This is a genomic window from Vibrio sp. OPT41 (assembly GCF_015163595.1).
GTDB lineage: Bacteria > Pseudomonadota > Gammaproteobacteria > Enterobacterales > Vibrionaceae > Vibrio > Vibrio alginolyticus.
The window spans coordinates 36161-57444 of sequence record NZ_JADDYH010000018.1; the positions used below are offsets into that span (position 1 = coordinate 36161).

General features: G+C 46.5%; 15 protein-coding genes. 12 read left to right on the forward strand and 3 right to left on the reverse strand.

Features of this window, described 5'->3' with window-relative positions; translation table 11 throughout:
- From IQP38_RS10665 to tldD, 8 genes are all read left to right on the forward strand, one after another.
- Positions 1-912: rod shape-determining protein (locus tag IQP38_RS10665; RefSeq protein ID WP_228010041.1), on the forward strand; the 912-nt coding region annotated here is incomplete at its 5' end.
- Positions 913-1062: 150 nt separating this feature from the next.
- Positions 1063-1959: a rod shape-determining protein MreC gene (gene mreC, locus IQP38_RS10670; protein WP_005381142.1), complete on the forward strand. Its 897-nt coding sequence runs from the start codon at positions 1063-1065 to the stop codon at positions 1957-1959.
- Positions 1949-2437, forward strand: coding sequence for a rod shape-determining protein MreD (gene mreD / locus IQP38_RS10675; protein WP_005381141.1), 489 nt, complete (start codon positions 1949-1951; stop codon positions 2435-2437). The genes mreC and mreD overlap by 11 nt, the downstream gene beginning before the upstream one ends.
- 4 nt (positions 2438-2441) lie before the next feature.
- Positions 2442-3011, forward strand: coding sequence for a Maf family protein (locus tag IQP38_RS10680; RefSeq protein ID WP_005381139.1), 570 nt, complete (start codon positions 2442-2444; stop codon positions 3009-3011).
- An 18-nt stretch (positions 3012-3029) separates the two neighbouring features.
- A complete protein-coding gene (gene rng, locus IQP38_RS10685; RefSeq protein ID WP_005381138.1) occupies positions 3030-4499 on the forward strand; it encodes a ribonuclease G in 1470 nt (489 codons plus the stop codon).
- Positions 4500-4511: 12 nt separating this feature from the next.
- A complete protein-coding gene (locus IQP38_RS10690) occupies positions 4512-8393 on the forward strand; it encodes a YhdP family protein (RefSeq protein ID WP_193837567.1) in 3882 nt (1293 codons plus the stop codon).
- A 33-nt stretch (positions 8394-8426) separates the two neighbouring features.
- Positions 8427-9248: a carbon-nitrogen hydrolase family protein gene (locus IQP38_RS10695; protein WP_005381136.1), complete on the forward strand. Its 822-nt coding sequence runs from the start codon at positions 8427-8429 to the stop codon at positions 9246-9248.
- Positions 9249-9259: 11 nt separating this feature from the next.
- On the forward strand, positions 9260-10705 hold the full coding sequence (gene tldD, locus IQP38_RS10700) for a metalloprotease TldD (protein WP_005381134.1): 1446 nt from the start codon (positions 9260-9262) through the stop codon (positions 10703-10705).
- A 66-nt stretch (positions 10706-10771) separates the two neighbouring features.
- Here the strand turns inward: tldD and IQP38_RS10705 are convergent, their stop codons facing one another.
- Positions 10772-12148 carry a PhoH family protein gene (locus IQP38_RS10705; RefSeq protein ID WP_005381133.1) on the reverse strand — a complete coding sequence of 459 codons (1377 nt, stop codon included), beginning with the start codon at positions 12146-12148 and terminating at the stop codon, positions 10772-10774.
- A gap of 561 nt (positions 12149-12709) precedes the next feature.
- On the opposite strand from IQP38_RS10705, the gene rapA reads away from it, so the two are divergent.
- The gene (gene rapA, locus IQP38_RS10710; protein WP_005381132.1) at positions 12710-15619 is read left to right on the forward strand and encodes an RNA polymerase-associated protein RapA; all 2910 of its coding nucleotides are present in this window, start codon (positions 12710-12712) and stop codon (positions 15617-15619) included.
- Positions 15620-15728: 109 nt separating this feature from the next.
- Here the strand turns inward: rapA and IQP38_RS10715 are convergent, their stop codons facing one another.
- The gene (locus IQP38_RS10715) at positions 15729-16994 is read right to left on the reverse strand and encodes an NRAMP family divalent metal transporter (protein ID WP_054575321.1); all 1266 of its coding nucleotides are present in this window, start codon (positions 16992-16994) and stop codon (positions 15729-15731) included.
- 342 nt (positions 16995-17336) lie between these two features.
- On the opposite strand from IQP38_RS10715, the gene rluA reads away from it, so the two are divergent.
- Positions 17337-18089 (forward strand): bifunctional tRNA pseudouridine(32) synthase/23S rRNA pseudouridine(746) synthase RluA, encoded by a 753-nt coding sequence (gene rluA, locus IQP38_RS10720; RefSeq protein WP_054575320.1) that lies wholly within the window; start codon positions 17337-17339, stop codon positions 18087-18089.
- Between the two features lie 103 nt (positions 18090-18192).
- The gene (locus IQP38_RS10725; protein WP_025767613.1) at positions 18193-19155 is read left to right on the forward strand and encodes a D-2-hydroxyacid dehydrogenase; all 963 of its coding nucleotides are present in this window, start codon (positions 18193-18195) and stop codon (positions 19153-19155) included.
- Between the two features lie 89 nt (positions 19156-19244).
- Here IQP38_RS10725 and yjgA read toward each other — a convergent pair whose 3' ends face one another.
- The gene (gene yjgA / locus IQP38_RS10730) at positions 19245-19772 is read right to left on the reverse strand and encodes a ribosome biogenesis factor YjgA (RefSeq protein WP_025767614.1); all 528 of its coding nucleotides are present in this window, start codon (positions 19770-19772) and stop codon (positions 19245-19247) included.
- Between the two features lie 110 nt (positions 19773-19882).
- On the opposite strand from yjgA, the gene pmbA reads away from it, so the two are divergent.
- Positions 19883-21226 carry a metalloprotease PmbA gene (gene pmbA / locus IQP38_RS10735; RefSeq protein WP_005381122.1) on the forward strand — a complete coding sequence of 448 codons (1344 nt, stop codon included), beginning with the start codon at positions 19883-19885 and terminating at the stop codon, positions 21224-21226.
- Positions 21227-21284: the final 58 nt, after the last annotated feature.

The window sequence follows — 21284 nt, forward strand, 5'->3', positions numbered from 1 at the left end:
CGTGTAGGTTCTGCAAAAAGCGTTGCTGCAGTCGGTCACGCAGCAAAACAGATGCTTGGTCGTACACCTGGCAACATTTCCGCTATTCGCCCAATGAAAGACGGCGTAATCGCTGACTTCTACGTAACCGAAAAAATGCTTCAGCACTTTATCAAGCAAGTGCACGATAACAGCATCCTAAAGCCAAGCCCACGTGTTCTTGTTTGTGTTCCTTGTGGTTCTACCCAAGTTGAGCGTCGCGCAATTCGTGAATCAGCACTTGGTGCTGGTGCGCGTGAAGTTTACCTAATCGACGAGCCAATGGCGGCGGCAATTGGTGCTGGTTTACGCGTATCTGAGCCGACAGGTTCAATGGTGGTCGATATCGGTGGTGGTACAACTGAAGTTGCCGTTATCTCTCTAAACGGTGTGGTTTACTCATCGTCTGTACGTATCGGTGGTGACCGCTTTGATGAAGCGGTGATCAACTACGTACGTCGTAACTACGGCAGCTTGATTGGTGAAGCAACGGCTGAAAAGATCAAACACGAAATCGGTTCTGCTTACCCTGGTGATGAAGTTCAAGAGATTGAAGTTCGCGGTCGTAACCTTGCGGAGGGTGTGCCACGCAGCTTTAGCTTGAACTCAAACGAGATCCTAGAAGCGCTTCAAGAGCCGCTATCTGGCATCGTATCAGCAGTCATGGTTGCACTAGAACAGTGTCCACCAGAGCTTGCTTCAGACATTTCTGAAAACGGTATGGTACTAACCGGTGGTGGTGCACTACTTAAAGACCTAGACCGTCTACTAATGGAAGAAACTGGTATTCCTGTGGTTATCGCGGAAGATCCACTAACGTGTGTTGCGCGTGGTGGCGGTAAAGCACTAGAAATGATCGACATGCACGGTGGCGATCTGTTCTCTGAAGAATAAAGGTTTAGGTGAAGCTCATGTCGGGCTTCACCTTCATTTCTGCTCTCTCTGTAATTCAAACATGCTCCATACCTAAAAGTATTTAGTTAAGTATTTTTAGGTTGCCAAGTAAGGCTCAATAATCATGGAAGCAATCAGGTCAAAAACAAGATGAAACCGATTTTCGGCAGAGGTCCGTCTCTGCAATTACGTCTGTTTTTTGCTGTCATCGTGTCGGCGAGCTTAATGCTGGCCGATAGTCGTCTAGATACGTTTTCCAACGTTCGATACCTACTAAACAGTATGGTTGCACCGATTCAGTACGCAGCGAATTTGCCTCGTAGTATGTTCGATGGCGTATTTGAACGTTTTAATTCTCATCAGGCATTGGTTGAAGGCAATCGCAGCTTAAAGCGAGAAGTGCTACGCCTGAAAAGCGAGCTTATCTTGCTCGACCAATATAAAGAAGAAAACCAACGCTTACGTAAGTTGTTAGGATCTTCATTTGTCCGTGATGAAAAGAAAGTCGTGACAGAAGTAATGGCGGTTGATACTTCACCTTATCGTCATCAAGTGGTGATCGATAAAGGCCGTATTGATGGTGTTTACGTTGGTCAGCCTGTTATCAATGAGAAAGGCATCGTTGGTCAGGTCACGTTTGTCGCAGCGCACAACGCACGTGTTCTGCTGCTAACGGACGCGAAAAATGCAATTCCTGTCCAGGTGATCCGCAATGATATCCGAGTGATCGCATCGGGCAATGGTGAAATGGATGAAATCCAACTGGAGCACATTCCAACCAGCACAGATATTCAGGTTGGTGATTTATTGGTGACATCCGGTTTAGGTGGTATTTACCCTGAAGGATATCCAGTCGCGACGGTTACCAATGTGGATCACGATACGCGTCAAGAGTTCGCCTCAATCAAGGCTGAGCCGGTTGTGGAGTTTGATCGCTTACGCTACCTACTGCTGATTTGGCCGAATGAAGACCGTCAACACAAAGTACTGCGGTCCAATGTAGATGAAGGGTTAGAGCAAGAACAAGAGGTAACCGATGGCCAATAATGTATTGAGTAGCCGAATGGTGATTGGCGTCAGTTTCTTCGTTGCGCTGGTACTGCAAACCATTCCATGGCCAGGTGTGTTAGATGTGTTACGTCCGTCATGGTTGTTCCTTGTCACGTGTTATTGGGTGTTGGCACTACCGCACCGAGTGAACGTCGGAACTGCGCTAGTGTTGGGCTTATTGTGGGATATCTTGATCGGCTCAACGCTTGGAATTCGTGGCATGATGATGTCGATCGTTATCTACCTTGTGGCGCTGAATTTCCTGTTGATTCGCAACATGGCATTGTGGCAACAGTCGATTTTAATTGCCTTTTTTACTGCGTTATTGGAAGTTTTGATATTCTGTGGGGAATATTTGAACCAGGACGTAGTATTTAATCCATTATCTCTGTGGACGGCGGCAATAAACTGTATACTTTGGCCATGGATGTTTTTATTAATGCGACGAGTTCGTCGTGCATGGCACGTAAGGTAAAGCGGTGAAGAAAAGCTTATCTCTCGTTCTCGCATCGGGTTCTCCGAGAAGAAAAGAGCTGCTTGCTCAACTGGGTTATGATTTTGAGATCGTATTGCCTGATATTGAGGAAGCCAAACAGGCTCATGAGCAAGCACGAGATTACGTGTTGCGTCTTTCTTTGGAAAAAGCTCAGGCAGGCTTAGCGTTGGCTAAGCCTGATTCCGTTGTATTGGGCTCTGATACGGTCGTAGTATGCGATGACCGTGTGCTAGAAAAACCAAAAAGTTTTGAAGATTCAAAGCGTATGCTTACTGACTTATCGGGTCGTCGTCATCAAGTGATGACTGCGGTGAGCGTTGTATCATCGGAACAACAACATTCAGTGGTCGTTACCACTGACGTGTGGTTCAAACCACTGACTCACGAAGAAATCGAACAATATTGGCAGTCAGGAGAGCCATGCGATAAAGCTGGAAGTTATGGTATTCAGGGACTCGGAGGGCGATTTGTCACCCGAATCGAAGGCAGTTATCACGCTGTAGTAGGCTTACCTTTGTTCGAAACCGATCAGCTAATTCAAGAATTTTTATAATTGTTTTGAGGTGTGCACATGAGTGCAGAATTGCTGCTTAACGTGACCCCGAGTGAAACTCGTGTGGCCATGATTGAAGGTGGAGTACTACAAGAAATACATATCGAGCGCGAATCGCGTCGCGGTATTGTGGGCAATATATACAAAGGCAAAGTAAGCCGAGTGTTACCAGGTATGCAGGCGGCTTTCGTCGACATTGGTTTAGATAAAGCGGCGTTTTTACATGCGTCAGATATTGTTCCTCATACCGAATGTGTGGCAGAAAACGAAAAACAGCAGTTTCAAGTCCGTGATATCTCTGAGCTGGTACGCCAGGGACAAGACATTGTTGTGCAAGTGGTCAAAGATCCGCTCGGCACAAAAGGTGCGCGTTTAACGACGGATATCACCTTACCTTCGCGTTATCTTGTTTTTATGCCGGGGGCCAGCCATGTCGGTGTTTCGCAGCGTATTGAAAGTGAAAAAGAGCGCGAGCGTTTGAAAAAGGTGGTGAACCATTACTGCGATGAGCACGGTGGTTTTATCATTCGTACCGCGGCAGAAGGCGCTGATGAAAAAGAGCTATCTCAAGATGCGGCATTTCTAAAGCGTTTGTGGCTAAAAGTCATGGAGCGTCGCTCAAAATACAAAACGCGTTCAACACTTTACGGTGAACTCGGCTTAGCTCAACGCATTCTGCGTGACTTTGTTGGCACAGAGCTCGATAAGATCATGGTCGACTCCCGCCTTGAATACGAGAACCTGAAAGAATTCACTTCTGAGTATGTACCGGAGTTAACAGATAAGCTTGAGCTTTACGAAGGTGACAAGCCAATCTTTGACATGTACGACACCGAAAACGAAATTCAGCGTTCTTTAGAGCGCAAGGTCGAGCTAAAATCGGGCGGCTATTTGATCATCGATCAAACCGAAGCCATGACCACCATCGACATCAACACGGGTGCATTTGTTGGTCGTCGTAATCTCGAAGAGACTATCTTCAATACCAATATAGAGGCAACGCAAGCTATTGCGCGTCAGCTACGTTTACGTAACCTCGGCGGTATCATCATTATTGATTTTATCGATATGGCATCCGAAGAGCATCGTCAGCGAGTACTTACCTCACTGGAAACGGCGCTGGCGAAAGACCGAGTAAAAACCAACATCAACGGCTTTACCCAGCTTGGCTTAGTTGAAATGACGCGCAAGCGCACACGAGAAAGTATTGAACATATCTTGTGTTCTGGCTGTCCTACTTGTGAAGGCCGTGGCAGCGTGAAAACGGTCGAAACCGTATGCTTTGAGATATTACGCGAGATTACTCGTGTGAACCGTGCTTACGACGCCGATAATTTTGTCGTGTACGCATCGCCGTTTGTTGCTGAAGCGCTATTGGGCGATGAGTCTCATGCGTTGGCAGAGCTCGAAGTATTTATTGGCAAGCAAGTGCGAGTTCAGGCTGAACCCCTGTACATTCAGGAACAGTTTGACGTCGTAATGATGTAATTTGGAACATTTGTGAATTCTGGTGTTAACCGTTTTGGGCGTTTTTGTGCGTGGAGTTTAGTTACTGTATTGGTGTTATTAGCCATATTAGTAACCACGCTTCGCGTCACACTGCCGCAACTTAACCATTTCCAAGATGAGATCAAAACCTGGGTCAAACAAGGCACAGGTTTTGACGTTTCTATTGCTAATGTCGCAGGGACGTGGCGCAATAATCATCCCTCAATTGCGTTACTGGGTTTAGAGGCAAATCTACCAAACGTGCAAGATGCACGCTTCGCTGTTGAAGAAGTCCAAATTGAGTTCGACCTTATTCAATCTCTTTTTCAACTTAAACCTGTAGTTGCAGACCTTACCATTCATAACCTCGCTTTAGACATTCACACGGTAGACATTCTGCCGACTTCTCATCGTCAAGATCCGAAGCCTGAAGTGGATAAGAGCGAAGTGAAACTCATTGACCAACTCGACTCACTTCTTTTACGTCAGTTCGAAGACTTCACTATTAGCGATTCACGGATTTGGTATAAGTCGGTGTCTGGTGAAACTCGCCGTTTAGATATTGAGCAGCTTCGTTGGAGTAATCAAGGGAAACGTCACGTAGCCGAAGGCACGGTTAGCATTGCCGATGTTCGCCTGAACTCATTGTTAGTAAGCGCTAACTTTAAAGATCATGGCTCGTTGCGCGATGTATCTGGTGAGTTTTACGTGAGTGCTCAAGATGTCTCGGTCACACCTTGGCTGACCACTTACATGCAAGAAGAGTCAGGAGCAGAGTCGGGTAAAGTCAGCTTAAATACTTGGCTAACGCTCAAACATAGCCAACCGCATGATGCTTATGTTGAATTGCTGCCTTCCGAGTTGGTGTGGAATGAAGATGGACATCATGAGCTGTTTATTGAGTCTGGAATTTTCAATCTTCGACCAGATAAACAAGGCTGGAAAGTAAATGGTCACTCACTTCAGATCAGAACCGATAATACCCCTTGGCCAGAGCTAGACGTCGCGTTTGATTGGCAACCAAACGGCTGGATGCTTAATCTCTCTCAACTCGACATAGAAGCACTCATTCCGCTCATCAAGCTGGCTCCAGAGTCAGAGTCGACCAGTGACCTTATTAACAAACTAGCACCGAAAGGTCGGGTCGAAGATGTCCGATTGTCAATGAACGGTGGTTTAGACACCTTACGCTACTCGGCTGAACTGGATGAACTCGCGATGACACAATGGGAGCTCCTACCCGGGTTTCATCACGTACAGGGCAGCGTATCGGGGGATGTGAATCAAGCTAAAGCAAAAGTCACCGTCATTGATGATGTCTTTCCGTACGGCGATGTATTCCAAGCTCCGCTGAATATCAAACAAGGTGAAGTCGATATTATCTGGCAGCAAGATGATGCGGGTTGGCGTTTGTGGGCGGATAAAGTGACGGCAGCAACGCCTGATCTTCAAGTCTTGGGGGCATTCCGTCTTGATTTTCCAAAAGAACAAAGCCCATTTTTATCGTTCTATGCCGAAGCGGATCTCTACAACGCGGGTGAGACATGGCGCTATCTACCGACTCTGGCACTTGGACAAGACTTGACCGACTATCTTTCGACCGCGATTCAGGGCGGTAAAGTGAACACAGCGAAATTGTTGTGGTATGGCGAGTTAGGTGATTTTCCTTACAAAGAACATAATGGCATGTTCCAAGCTTGGGTTGGATTAAAAGACGCGAAATTTAGCTTTGATACGGCATGGCCAACCATCACGGATTTGCAGCTAGACTTGCTGTTTGAAAATGATGCCATGTATTTGGATTCAAAATCAGCCACACTAAATGGCGTTCATGCCAAGCGTATCACTGGGCGAATCCCTGAGGTGGCAGAAGGTGGACACATCGAGATTGAAGCGAAAGCAAGCGCGCCGGGTAATGAAGTCCGTGACTACATGATGGCGACGCCATTAGTGGATTCAGTCGGTGCCGCATTGACAGCGCTGCAAGTGAGTGGGCCCGTTTACTCTGAGTTTCAACTCAACATACCGTTTGATTTTGAGAAAGACTCTCGCGCTTGGGGTTATGCCGATTTAACAGAAAATCGTGTTGATATTGAAGCGCCGCCAATGACGCTTGAAAACGCCACAGGACGTATCACCTTCGACAATGATGTGGTTACCACATCGGGTTTGTCGGCCGAATTATTACAACAGCCTATCTCTCTTGATTTCCATGGAGAGAGTGCGGAGCAAGGCTACAACGTGACAATTAATACACTAGGAGATTGGGATGTCGAGCCGCTCAAACCCTATGTCGGTGAGCGTTGGTTAAACCTTGTTTCTGGCCATGCGCCGTGGCAAATGGATATTGACTTGCAACTCAATGATGTTGGTTTCACTTATCAGCTTGAAGTGCTGGCGCAGCTAAATCGTCTGGCTAGTCAATATCCTTATCCTTTAGCGAAAAAAATTGGTGAGTCTGGGCAAGCGAAACTGCAAGCATCCGGCAACCAAGAGAGTATTTCAGCACGACTACAGATCCCAAATGTGAAGTATCAAACTGAGATAGATATCGCTGGCGATGTCCCGGTTCTGACTGCGACTCATTTAATGGTTGGCAAAGGTGGCTTCCGGATTAGTCCTATTGTCGGGTACGATGCTTCGGTGCGTGTCGAAGAACTGAATTTAGACCAATGGGCGGAGCTTGCGCAGGTCTCTGAGAGCAAGCCTTCATCGTCTGTTTTGGCAAGCATGAAAACGCCGACCATTCCATTGCCGACACGCATTGAAGTTGAAACGCCAAACTTACAGCTCGGTGGGATTGAGTTTCATGATGTGGATTTTTCAGCAAGCAAGAAAAATTTGAGTTGGCAACTCGATGTGGACAGTCAAGAGGTTAAAGGGAAAGCTAACTATCTGAAACCCTATGATCTATCGGTCTCTTTAGAGCACTTGCATCTGTACATCCCAGGGTTTGAAGAGATGACCAAAGAGCGCAGCTCAATCTTTGCGAGTGAAGATCAAAACGCACCTTTGATTACCAATTTTGACCGCAAGTTTCACGCTGAGATGCCAAACTTAACTTTGAACATTGATGATTTTTGGCTGCAAGGCTACAAAGTGGGCAAAGTGAATGTTGATTTGCAGCGTCGCCAGAACCGCTTGGAGTGGAAAAATATCACCTTTAGTAGCGGCAAAAACCGCATTGATATGAGTGGTTGGTGGGACCTGACGAAAGAGAGCAGTCATTCCAACTTAACCATGAAAATGAAAGGTGATAACAACACCGATCTTATGGAGCGCTTTGGTATTACATCAGGCATTCAACAAGCACCATTTGAGATCAATGCCAATATGGAATGGGACGGCGCACCTTGGTCAATGAAGACACAAACCTTGCAAGGAAACGTCTCAACGGAATTTGGTAAAGGCGTGATCAGTGAAGTTAGTGGTGCGGCACGCTTGTTAGGCTTGTTTAGCTTGGATTCTATCATCCGTAAGATGCAGCTCGACTTTACCGACGTATTCGATAAAGGCATGGCATTCAACTCGATCACGGGAACGGGCAAAATCCAAGACGGTGTGTTTATCACCAATGATATCGTAATGGATGCGTTAGCAGGGGAAATGCAAATCCGCGGCATCGCTAATATGAACAGCAGAATGGTTGATGCGGAAGTGAAATTCACACCAGACATCACATCAGGCCTACCAATGCTGACCGCGTTTGCCGTTGCGCCTCAAACTGCTTTGTATGTCTTGGCCATCTCTACGGTGATATCTCCGGTGGTTGAGGTCTTCACTCAAGTCAATTATGAAGTGAAAGGCCCACTAGATTCACCAACGGTGAAAGAAATTTCGCGAAGTAAAGGTGAATATAAGCTGCCAGAAAAACTGCGTGAACAGGCCAAATAACTCACCGAATATAATGGAATAGGGAGGAAACACATGGAGCGTGTTGGCATTATTCAAATGACTTCGGGTCCGGATATTAACGCGAATTTGGACTTCATTGAAAAACAGTGTGCTTTAGCGAGCAAGCAAGGTGCCAAACTTGTTCTTACTCCTGAAAATACAGTGCTATTTTCCAGTCGCGAAGCTTATCATCAACATGCAGAGCCACTTGGCAGTGGCATGATTCAACAGCGGCTCTGTGAAATCGCTAGAAAGAACCAGTTAACGCTAATTGTCGGAAGCATGCCCATTCAAACCGCAAAAGGTGTCACCACCACAACACTTGTATTTCCGCCGCACGGTAAATGCATTGCTCACTATGACAAACTGCATATGTTTGATGTCGACGTAGCCGATGGTTATGGTAGTTATCGTGAGTCGGATACGTTTATGGCGGGTAATCAAATAGTCGTTGCGGAAACTGATATCGGCAGTGTTGGATTGAGTATTTGTTATGATTTACGTTTCCCAGAACTTTATAAAGTATTGCGTCAAGAAGGGGCGGATATCATTGTGGTGCCCGCTGCGTTTACCGCTGTGACGGGGCAAGCTCACTGGGAAGTATTATTGCGAGCTAGAGCGATTGAGACACAATGTTGGATTTTGGCAAGCGGACAAACTGGAACGCATCCATGTGGACGAAAAACATGGGGACACTCAATGGTCGTTGACCCTTGGGGACGTATCCATAAACAGCTTCAGGATGAAGTAGGTTTATTGGTGACTGAGATAGATTTGTCACAAAGCCAACAAGTAAGGCAGAATATGCCGCTGACTCAACACAGTCGCTTTCAAAATGAATTGAGACGGAAATAAAAGAGCTAACTATGAGCACAAACCAAATAGAACAGGCACTCCTTGCCCCAAATGGTCTGACAGAACAAGACATTGCTGACACGCTTGCCAGCATTGCGACGCGCCAGATCGATTATGCGGACATTTACTTTCAGTCCAGCTGGCATGAGTCTCTGGTTCTAGAAGACAGCATCATCAAAGATGGCTCTTTTAACATTGATTGTGGTGTTGGTGTCCGTGCAGTAACTGGCGAGAAAACAGGCTTTGCCTACTCTGATCAAATCCAGCCTGAAGGCCTGAAGCAGAGTGCAATGGCGGCGCGCGGTATTGCTCAGCAAGGGCAAAATGGCAAAGTCCAAGCGTTTAAACGCACCGAAAACCAAGCGTACTACGCGGCTGTGAATCCACTAGCTGAATGGGAAAAGCAGCAAAAAACAGAATTACTCAAATCTCTAGATGCTTACATCCGCACTAAAGAACCATTGATTAAAGAAGTTTCGATCAGCATCAGCGGTGTGCATGAGCAGATGCTTGTTGCGGCAACAGACGGTACTTATGCAGGCGATATTCGTCCTTTGGTGCGTTTGTCTATTAGCGTGCTCGCACAAAAAGGTGAACGACGTGAACGCGGTAGTGCTGGTGGCGGCGGCCGTTTCGGTTACGATTTCTTTTTAACGGAAAGCAATGGTGTGAAACAAGCTTTTCATTACGCAGACGAAGCGATTCGCATGGCGTTAATCAACCTTGAAGCAGAAGCCGCACCAGCTGGCATGATGCCAGTGGTATTGGGTTCTGGCTGGCCTGGCGTGTTGCTACACGAAGCGGTAGGTCATGGCCTAGAAGGTGACTTTAACCGGAAGGAATCTTCGGTTTTCTCTGGCAAAATGGGTCAACAAGTGACGTCTTCGTTGTGTACCATCGTCGATGATGGCACGTTAAAAGACCTTCGTGGTTCACTGAATGTGGATGATGAAGGGGTAAACGGTCAGTACAACACGCTTATCGAGAATGGTGTGCTGAAAGGCTATATGCAAGACAAGCTAAACGCGCGGCTAATGGGTGTAAATCCAACGGGTAACGGTCGTCGTGAATCGTATGCACACTTGCCAATGCCTCGTATGACCAACACCTACATGCTTCCAGGTGAACATACGCCAGAAGAAATTATCTCGACGGTCGAGAAAGGGTTGTATGCGCCAAACTTTGGTGGCGGCCAGGTGGACATTACTTCGGGTAAGTTTGTGTTCTCTGCATCGGAAGCGTACTTGATTGAAAACGGTAAAATTACGCGCCCTGTTAAAGGTGCGACGTTGATTGGCTCAGGTATCGAAGCAATGCAGCAAGTGTCTATGGTCGGTAACGACCTAAGTATCGACAAGGGCGTTGGCGTATGTGGTAAAGCAGGTCAAAGTGTGCCAGTTGGTGTTGGTCAGCCGACCTTGAAGCTGGACTCACTGACAGTGGGTGGCACGGAGTAACTCAGTCGAATCGTTATAAAAAGAGCGCTCATTAGAGCGCTCTTTTGCTTTGTGAGTCGGTGTCAATTACAGGTTTTCTTCAGCAAATTCCGCCAAGCGGCTACGAACCACGCCGTTGAGGTGAATATTTGCGCTGCCTTCAAAGTTCTTGAAGCGCTCAACCATGTACGTCAATCCTGATGTCACTGGGGTGAGGTAATGAGAGTCAATCTGCGCCAAGTTACCGGAGCAGACGATTTTGGTTCCTTCGCCACAGCGGGTAATGATGGTTTTGATTTGTGATGCAGTGAGGTTTTGACACTCATCAAGCAGTACAAACGCATTTTGAATCGAACGGCCACGCATAAAGTTGATCGATTTAAATTGAATGTTGGCTTTATCGCAGATGTACTTCAATGAGCCTTCAGTGCAGTGATCGTGTTTATGTAGTGCTTCCAAGGTATCGGTCACCGCCGCTAACCACGGCATCATTTTCTCCTCTTCGGAGCCGGGTAAGAAGCCGATGGATTCACCGATATCTGGCGTGTTACGTGTTACGATAATTTTATCGAACATGCTTTTTTCAATGGTTTGCTCCAATGCTGCTGCCATTGCCAGTAATGTCTTACCACTACCCGCCGCACCCGTTAGAATCACCAAGTCAATTTCTGGATCGAGTAAGGCATCTAACGCCATTCCCTGGTAGATATTTTTAGGTGTGATGTCCCAAGCCTTACGATGCATTAGACGTTCGCGGCTCAGGTCGAGAAGCGTTAGCTTGTCTTCATTGATGGTTTCTACGCGACCAGCAAAGTCACTGTCTTCATCAATAACGTATTGGTTGATAAAGGTTGGGTCGAAGGGTTCGCGACTGAGTTTGTGGTAAGTTTTTCCGCCCAGAGCATAGCTTTCTACTTCCTCAATACCGCTCCAGAAATCACCTTCACGCAATTGAAAGCCTTTGGTTAGGTATTGAATGTCGTCAATCAGTTGGTCGGTTCTATAGTCCTCAACAAAGCGTACACCAGCCCCTTTGGCTCGCAGACGCATGTTGATGTCTTTCGTGATCAGTACCACTTCACGTGGTGCACGTTTATTTTGCAGATAAAGCACCGCGTTGAGAATACGGTTGTCACCGGCTTTGTCGGCGAAGGCTTTGACAGTTTCCTGCAGTTCAAAATCCGCCAAAATGGAAATAGTACCTTGGTCGGGGTTGTCTTTAGAAACAGGAATGCCTTCAGAGATTTCATCTGGCGTTGCTTCTTTAAACAAATCTTCCAAGGTGCGAATAGCCACGCGCGCATCTCTTGCAACGTCGCGCTTACTGTCTTTGATTCGGTCGAGTTCTTCCAACACGGTCATGGGGATAACGACATCGTGTTCTTGGAAAGAGAAGATGGCAAAGGGTTCATGAAGAAGAATGTTGGTATCGAGTACAAACAGTTTCCGATCGGTATCGCCCATAGCGTCTCCTTGCCGTAGTACGGCTCTGCATGCGAGTTGTTAGGTCGTTTCCAAATAGGTGTGAAGTGACCTAACTCTGATTGCTTGCAATAGAGGTTGTCGGGCTGATGTCGGCTAGTGTGCAACCGAGTAGCAAGACAACTTACTGCAAACCCGTGTTGATCCTAATCGTGTACTAACGCGCTTAAATCATATGCAATGGTTTTAAACGCCCCTCATTAGAAGTATACGTAATATTTACGTTCTACAACTTAATAATTGGCATGAGTATTTTACAATTTGATTGCATTTAGAGTTTGGGAAAAAAAGTTTCTGCTTGGTGCGGTTTCGGCGTGACCTAAATCACAGCTTCAAGTAAGATTAGCGACCTTTTTCTGCGTATAGGCTACGTCCGATTTATCATGTTGAGCTGGCTTAAAAAATACTCAGTTCATACTGAAATGACGAATGCTATCGGCATAGCAGAAGCCAGAATCAGATCTAAACTATTATCCATGCCCACGGGCATGAGTAGACCAACAAGAAACACGAATCAAGAACTAATAACGAGGTAGTCAATTCATGACATTTGCTTTGGGGCAGCGCTGGATTAGCGATACGGAAAGCGATTTAGGTTTAGGTACCGTTGTAGCAATGGATGCTCGTACTGTGACATTGATGTTTGCAGCGTCAGAGGAAAACCGAGTTTACGCACGTAACGATGCACCTGTTACCCGAGTCACCTTTAATGTTGGGGATGTCATCGATTGCCAAGAAGGTTGGTCTCTAAAAGTAGAAGAAGTACTGGAAGATGAAGGTCTTTACACCTATTTCGGTACTCGTGAAGACACGCAAGAAACCGCTGTTGTTCTGCGTGAGATTTTCCTTAGCAACCAAATTCGTTTTAACAAACCTCAAGATAAGTTGTACGCCGGTCAAATCGACCGTATGGACAACTTTGTTCTGCGTTACCGTGCGCTAACTAACCAGTTTGAGCAGCATAAGAGCCCAATGCGTGGCCTATGTGGTATGCGTGCAGGTTTGATCCCTCATCAGCTTTACATCGCGCACGAAGTTGGCCGTCGTCACGCGCCACGCGTCTTGTTGGCGGATGAGGTAGGTTTGGGTAAAACCATCGAAGCGGGCATGATCATCCACCAACAAGTTCTGTCTGGTCGTGCCGAACGCATTTTGATTGTGGTGCCTGAAACACTGCAGCATCAATGGCTGGTTGAGATGATGCGTCGTTTCAATCTGCATTTCTCTATCTTTGACGAAGAGCGCTGTATCGAAGCGTTTGCGGATGCAGAAAACCCATTTGATACTCAGCAATATGTGCTGTGTTCTTTGGATTTCCTACGCAAGAGCCGCAAGCGTTTTGAACAAGCACTGGAAGGTGAATGGGACCTACTGGTTGTCGATGAAGCGCATCACCTTGAATGGAGCCAAGATAAACCGAGCCGTGAATACCAAGTGGTAGAAGGCTTGGCTGAACGTACTCCAGGTGTGTTGCTACTGACTGCAACGCCAGAGCAGCTTGGTCGTGAGAGTCACTTTGCTCGTCTGCGTTTGTTGGATCCAGACCGCTTCTATGATTACGAAGCATTCGTTGAGGAAGAAGAGCAATACGCACCCGTAGCAGATGCGATTACTTCACTCTTTTCCGGTGAAAAGCTACCTAATGAAGCAAAAAACCAGATCACTGAGTTGTTGTCTGAACAAGACGTAGAACCACTTTTCCGCATTATCGAAAGTGAAGCGGACGAAGAAGCTAAAGCGTCGGCACGCCAAGAGCTGATCGATAACTTGATGGATCGTCATGGTACAGGGCGTGTTCTGTTCCGTAACACGCGCGCGGCCATCAAAGGCTTCCCTAAGCGTAACGTGCATCTGATGCCAATGGATATTCCACCGCAATACACTACATCAATGCGTGTTGCTGGGATGATTGGCGGTAAGATGAGTTCTGAAGCACGTGCGATGAAGAACCTTTACCCGGAAGAAATTTTCCAAGAATTTGAAGGCGATGACGCGAGCTGGTGGCAGTTTGACTCGCGTGTGAATTGGTTGCTTGAAAAAGTAAAAGAGAAGCGCAGCGAGAAAATCCTCGTGATTGCTTCTCGTGCGAGTACCGCACTGCAATTGGAGCAAGCACTGCGTGAGCGTGAAGGTATCCGCGCCACCGTTTTCCACGAAGGTATGTCGATTCTTGAACGTGACAAAGCGGCGGCTTACTTTGCGCAAGAAGAAGGTGGAGCACAAGTTCTTATCTGTAGCGAAATCGGCTCTGAAGGTCGTAACTTCCAGTTTGCCAACCAACTTGTCATGTTCGACTTGCCATTCAACCCAGACTTGCTTGAGCAACGTATTGGTCGTTTGGACCGTATCGGTCAAAATCGCGATATCGACATTCATGTTCCTTACCTGAAAGGCACATCGCAAGCGATCCTAGCACGTTGGTTCGATGAAGGCCTGAACGCTTTTGCGGAAACCTGCCCAACAGGCCGTGCTGTTTACGATAAGTACTCCGATGATCTGATTGAAATTCTTGCCTCTGGTGATACCAGCACGCTAGATGAGATCATTGAAGCGTCAGCAAAAATGAATAAAGAGCTGAAATCCCAATTGGAGCAAGGCCGTGATCGCCTATTAGAAATGCATTCAAATGGCGGGGAAAAAGCACAACAAATCGTTGAGAAAATTGAATCAACCGACGGCGATACCAATCTGGTCACCTTCGCACTTTCTCTTTTTGACACGATTGGCTTGAATCAAGACGATAAAGGTGAAAACGCCCTGATTGTGACCCCATCTGAGCACATGATGGTGCCAAGCTACCCAGGTCTGCCATACGAAGGAGCGACGATCACGTTTGATCGTGATACAGCGTTATCTCGTGAAGATATGCACTTTATCAGTTGGGAACACCCAATGATCCAGGGTGGTATCGATCTTCTTATGAGTGAAGGGGTGGGGACGTCTGCGGTATCTCTATTGAAAAACAAAGCGTTACCAGTCGGGACTATTCTTCTTGAGTTGATTTACGCGGTAGATGCGCAAGCGCCAAAACGCAGTGGTATCGCGCGCTTCTTACCGAAAACGCCAATCCGTTTAATGATGGACTCGCGTGGTAATGATTTGTCTGCTCAAGTGGAGTTTGAAAGCTTTAACCGCCAGCTCAGCCCTGTAAACCGTCACTTAGGTAGCAAGTTGGTTACGTCGGTACAGAAAGACGTACACCGCTTAATTGAAGCCGGTGATGTTCTTATTGAAGAGAAGGTCGAAGAAGTACGCAAACAAGCTCATCAAGATATGCAGCACAGTTTGAATGCAGAGCTTGAGCGTTTGCAAGCACTGAAAGCGGTGAACCCAAATATTCGTGACGAAGAAATTGAAGCTATCGACGCACAAATTAAAGAGCTCACTGGTTACATCAACCAAGCTCAGGTTCAGCTCGACTCGCTGCGTTTGATTGTGGTGAGCCACAACTAAGTAAGTATTTATTGCTCATTAAAAAAAGGTCTTCAGTTGAAGACCTTTTTCTTTATTTACGGTTTAGTTTCTTTATGCGGAATGCATTAATCACTGATAGCTATCTCATTTACATCAACCACTTCCACCAGATAAATACAGCCAAGAAGCCAAACAAGTAAATCAGGCCTGCAATCGACAACCACTTTAGTTTAGGTCCAACAGCCAAAGGCTCAGGTAACTCAGTTTTGCTCACTAAGGTGTAATTTAGCAGAGCAAAGAATGGCGTGGTCATAAAGGCGAGGATCATCGCAAAGTTCAGCATAGGCAATAACGCAGAAGCCCAGAAAACCACAATACCCAATGCAAGTAAGGAGACTACCAGCATGATCGCTGAAGTGGTTTTAGGGTTAGTGTCTGGTTGCGAGCGCAGTAGGCGTTGAGAATCCGAAATAACGCGCGAATAGCCATCAATAACGGTAATCGTGCTGCCAAAGATACAGAAAAACGCAATTACCGCGATCAAGTAACGAGACCATTCGCCAATCGTTGCCGCATATAAGCCAACCAATTGGTGGGAGAAGCCAACACCAGAACTTTCAAGCGCAACGCCAGATCCATAAAGCATCAAAGAGCCTAGCGATACAAAGATAATGGCAAGAAACGCCGTGCCAATATAACCGACATTAAAGTCAAATAGAGCAGAGCGGTATGTTACTTCTTGCTGGCTTGATTGGCGTTTTAGCCACGCTGAGGTTAAACAGGAGATCTCAATCGGTGCAGGCATCCACCCCATTGTCACGACGATAAAACCAATAGCCGCAATAGACCAAGGTGATGGCGGCTCGAAGTTGGCTACTTGCTCAACAGGGTTACCAACGGCGATAGAAACAGCGAGTAAAGTCGCGATGGTTAACACCGACATGATCACCTTAGATAGCGTATCGAGCGCTTTGTAATGGCCAGCAAATAATATAATCAGGCAGGTGACAATCACAATGATACTGAGTGATGCCATTGATAGTGAAAACGGAATGAAGTAGCCCAGCAAGCTAGCGCTAAACATCAACAAAGCGGCGGTATTGATGACGGCCGATACCACGCTCAGAAATAGAAATAGCCATAGATAAGGCCGACCTAATTTCGCGTAGCCCTCAACCAAGGTCAGCCCTGTCCCCATGGTGTACTGTACGCCCGCTCGGAAAAAAGGGTATTTAAACAGGTTTACGAGCAGAATCAGTGCAGCCAATTGCCAACCATAAATCGCACCAGCCTTGGTTGATGCCACGAGGTGAGAGCCACCGACCGCAGCAGATGCCATTAATATGCCGGGGCCTAGCGAACGAAAAAATAAGGAAAGTTTGGATTGGGGTTTATCTATAACGGCGGAGTCCATTGCTTATTGTCCTTTTTATCTTATGTATCTTTCTAAAGAGATACATACCGCAGTACATGACAAGCTGAGCGATCGCCCTATACTGCGCAACGGTAATGTCTTTTAAATGCTGTGTTTTGGTGTATTTATTTTAAGTATTCTTTGCGAATACCATGCTGTGTGCATCTAGCACTCTATTCAGTTATGCGTCTTGTTGTCAAACTAAATTTACAACGTGCTATTTTTAGTTTTTATGCTAAAGGATTGACTTTGTTTTATTGGGTTGAACTTTTCTTCAGAATCCTGCATCTGGGTGCTATTTGGGTATATAATCGCGGCGTTTTTATTTTGTAGAGATCTCCCATGGCAATGCTTGAATATACCCCTCCCACCGACCCTTGGGTTGATATCGTTTTTGAGGATGACGACATTCTGGCAGTGAATAAGCCATCAGGGCTGCTGTCTGTCCCTGGTCGCCTTGCAGAGCATTACGACAGCATGTGGAGCCGCCTCAAAGAGTTGCACCCAGAAATTCAAGTTGTGCATCGCTTGGATATGTCGACATCAGGGTTGATGTTGCTGGCGAAAAACAAACCCGCGGAGCGAGCATTAAAAAAGCAGTTCCAATATCGCCTCACTCACAAGGTGTATTACGCACGTGTGTGGGGGCATGTTGAGCCGCAAGAAGGGAATATTGATCTTCCATTAATTTGTGATTGGCCAAATCGTCCACGACAAAAAGTATGTTTTGACGACGGCAAACCATCTCAAACTTTATTCCAAGTAGTGAAGCGTGAAGTGCACCCTGATGGCACCCATACGACCGTTGTGCGACTACTGCCCATTACTGGTCGATCGCATCAGTTACGCGTGCATTTGATGGCGATTGGTCATGCGATTGTGGGTGATGAGTTTTATGCAAGCGAAGAGGCGTATCAGTTTTCAGAACGTTTAGAGTTGCACGCTGCGGAGCTAAGTTTTTATCATCCAGCTACGGGTCAGCTGAGCAGTATTTTTGTACCCTGTGACTTTTATTCTGAAGCCGAGGCGATGATCTTTAACTATTTTTCGCCAGAGCGTACATTGCCTGATTATAAAACGTTGCCACACCCTTAATGCCAATTGCACTCAACAACGGTTCTTTCTAGTTCGCTATTTTTGGCTATTTCGTTACTGTGGTTGATGTATCCTGTCTTTCAGCCGTGAACAAGGAGTTGTTATGTCTTTGCCAAGCATCGTATTTTTAGACCGAGCGACCATCCCAGAACATATTGAGATCCCACGACCTGGCTTTCCGCACCACTGGCGTGAGTACGACCTAACTGCGCCTGGGCAGGTAATAGAAAGGTTAGCAGATGCCGATATCGTGATTAGCAATAAAGTCGTGCTTGACCAACATGTATTAGAGCAACTACCAAAATTACGGATGATCGCGGTTGCCGCAACTGGTTTTAACAACGTCGATGTGAACTACTGTGCTAATAATGGTATTGCGGTTGCTAATGTACGTGGTTACGCGACGCGTTCGGTGCCCGAGCACGTGATGGCAATGTTATTCGCTTTAAGACGAAATTTATTTGGGTACCACCAAGATATTGCCGCAGGTGAGTGGCAGCGTAACCAGCAGTTTTGTTTTTTTACTCACCCAATCGGGGATATTGGTGGTAGCACGTTAGGTGTTGTTGGTAGTGGGGCACTAGGGCAAGCGACGGCGAATCTGGCTCAAGCGTTAGGAATGACCGTGTTGTTTTCTGAGCGTAAAGGGGCGGCAGAATGTAGACCAGGTTATGTGTCGTTTGAGGAAGTATTAAAACGCTCCGATGCGCTGACTTTGCATTGCCCGCTCAACGATCATACTCAGAATTTAATTGGTCAAGCAGAGTTGAAACAAATGAAGTCCAACGCCATTTTGATTAATACAGGGCGTGGAGGTTTGGTGGATGAGAGCGCACTGGTGGATGCCTTAAAACAGCAAGAAATTGCAGCGGCTGGTTTTGATGTTTTTACACAAGAACCGGCTGATGAGAGCAATCCGCTGATTGCCAATATGAGTTTACCTAATTTGTTACTGACACCGCATGTTGCATGGGGCAGCGACTCATCTATCCAACGTTTAGCGGAAATCCTGATTGATAACATTAACGCTTTCGATCGCGGAGACCGCGTTAATCGCTTAGTGTAACGCTGACTGTAAAACCAAAGATAAAAAAAGCAGACATTGACGTCTGCTTTTTGCGTTTAAATCGAATGCTCATTGCGTGAGCCCTCGAATTAAAACTCTTCTTCGTTTAGACCTTTAAGGATCTGAAAGATTTCGCGGTACGCTTTTGCTGGTTTCCCAGCTTTTCTCTCTTTCGCTGCTTGGCGAGCAAGTTGGCGTAGACGCTGACGATCCGCTTCTGGGTACATTTCCATTACGTCATCAATGGCTTTGTCACCTTCTTCCACTACGCGATCACGCAACGCTTCAAGTTTGTGGAATACCGCCGTTAATTGAGAGTGCTTATTACGAATTTTATCCAGTGCGGCTTGGATTGGCTCTGGATCTTCGTAACGCATCAATTTACCAATACGTTGTAATTGGCGACGACGCGCTTCATTTTTAAAGCGTTGCGCGTCAGCAATTGCTTCTCGCAAATCTTCGCTCAATGGAAACTTTTCTAGAACTGAAGGTTTGAGGCCGACAAGCTCCTCACCTAGCTTTTGCAGTTCTTCCATGTCTCGCTTCATCTCGGATTTACTTACCCAGATGATCTCTTCTTCTGGTTCCCATGGCGCTTTTTGATTCTTACGTGCCATTTCAGTTGCCTGTGTTTTGATTAATATTATGACTATTTTAACAAGAATCATGGGGAGAAAGCGAAATTCTTGTTATCCTATTGTTCATCAAAGACAAGATGTGAAAGACAATGGATATTAAACAGCAGGTTGCTGAGCAACGTACCGAGCTAGAGCAAGCCGTCGCAAGAGCCTTAAAGCTTGCATCGGCAAAATCTGACGCCGCCGAAGTCGCAATTACTAAAAGCACTGGTTTAAGTGTTTCAACTCGTATGGGTGAAGTAGAGAATGTCGAGTTCAACAGCGATGGTGCGCTGGGCATTACCGTTTACCGAGGTCAACGCAAAGGCAGTGCTTCCACGTCTGATTTAAGTGAAGCGGCAATCGAGCAAACCGTTATTGCGGCGCTAGATATTGCACATTACACATCTGAAGACCCATTTGCAGGCCCTGCAGCAAAAGAATACATGGTGCAAGATATCCCTGAGCTTGATCTTTTCCACCCTGACGCACCCGATCCAGACTATGCTGCCAATGTGGCGATTGCAGCAGAAAAAGAGGCGCTAAGTTATAACAGTGCAATCAAACAAAGTGATGGCGCGAGTTATGATAGTCATTACGGCGTGAAAGTGTATGGCAATAGCCATGGCTTATTAGCTAGTTATGCGTCTAGCCGCCATAGTACTAGCTGTTGTGTAATTGGCGTTGGTCAAAACGGCGAGATGGAACGTGATTACAGCTACACCGTGGCACGTCATCGTGATGACTTATGGACCCCAGAAACGGTGGGTCGTAAGGCGGCAGAGAATACGGTTAACCGCTTAGATGCGCAGCGTCTAAAAACAGGTCAATACCCAATCATGTTTGCGGCTGATGTTGCGACAGGCTTGATTGGCCATCTCGTTATGGCGATCAGCGGTGGTAACCTGTACCGAAAATCTTCTTTCTTACTTGACCATCTAGGCAAACAAGTGCTTCCTGAATGGTTCAATATCTCAGAACGTCCGCATGTATTGCGTGGTTTGGCATCAAGTCCATTCGATAGTGAAGGTGTGTACACTCAAGACCGTGAGATCATTACCGACGGTGTGCTAGCAACTTATCTGTTAACCAGTTATGCCGCACGTAAAATGAAGATGACGCCGACAGGTCACGCTGGTGGGATTCATAACTGGTACGTGAAGTCGACAGGCCAAAACTTCGAACAAATGCTTAAAGAGCTCGGTACTGGTCTTCTAGTGACAGAAGTCATGGGACAAGGTGTGAACGTGGTAACGGGGGATTACTCTCGCGGTGCCGCAGGCTTCTGGGTTGAGAATGGCGAAATCCAATACCCAGTATCAGAAATTACCATCGCAGGTAATCTAAAAGACATGTTCACCAAGATTGTGGCGGTTGGTAGTGATATTGAAACGCGCTCACAAATCCAAACGGGCTCTATCCTACTGGATACCATGAAAGTGGCGGGTGAATAAGCTTTTCTAGCAATTCAGAATCAAAAAAGCCTGATGTGTTCATCAGGCTTTTTCGTTT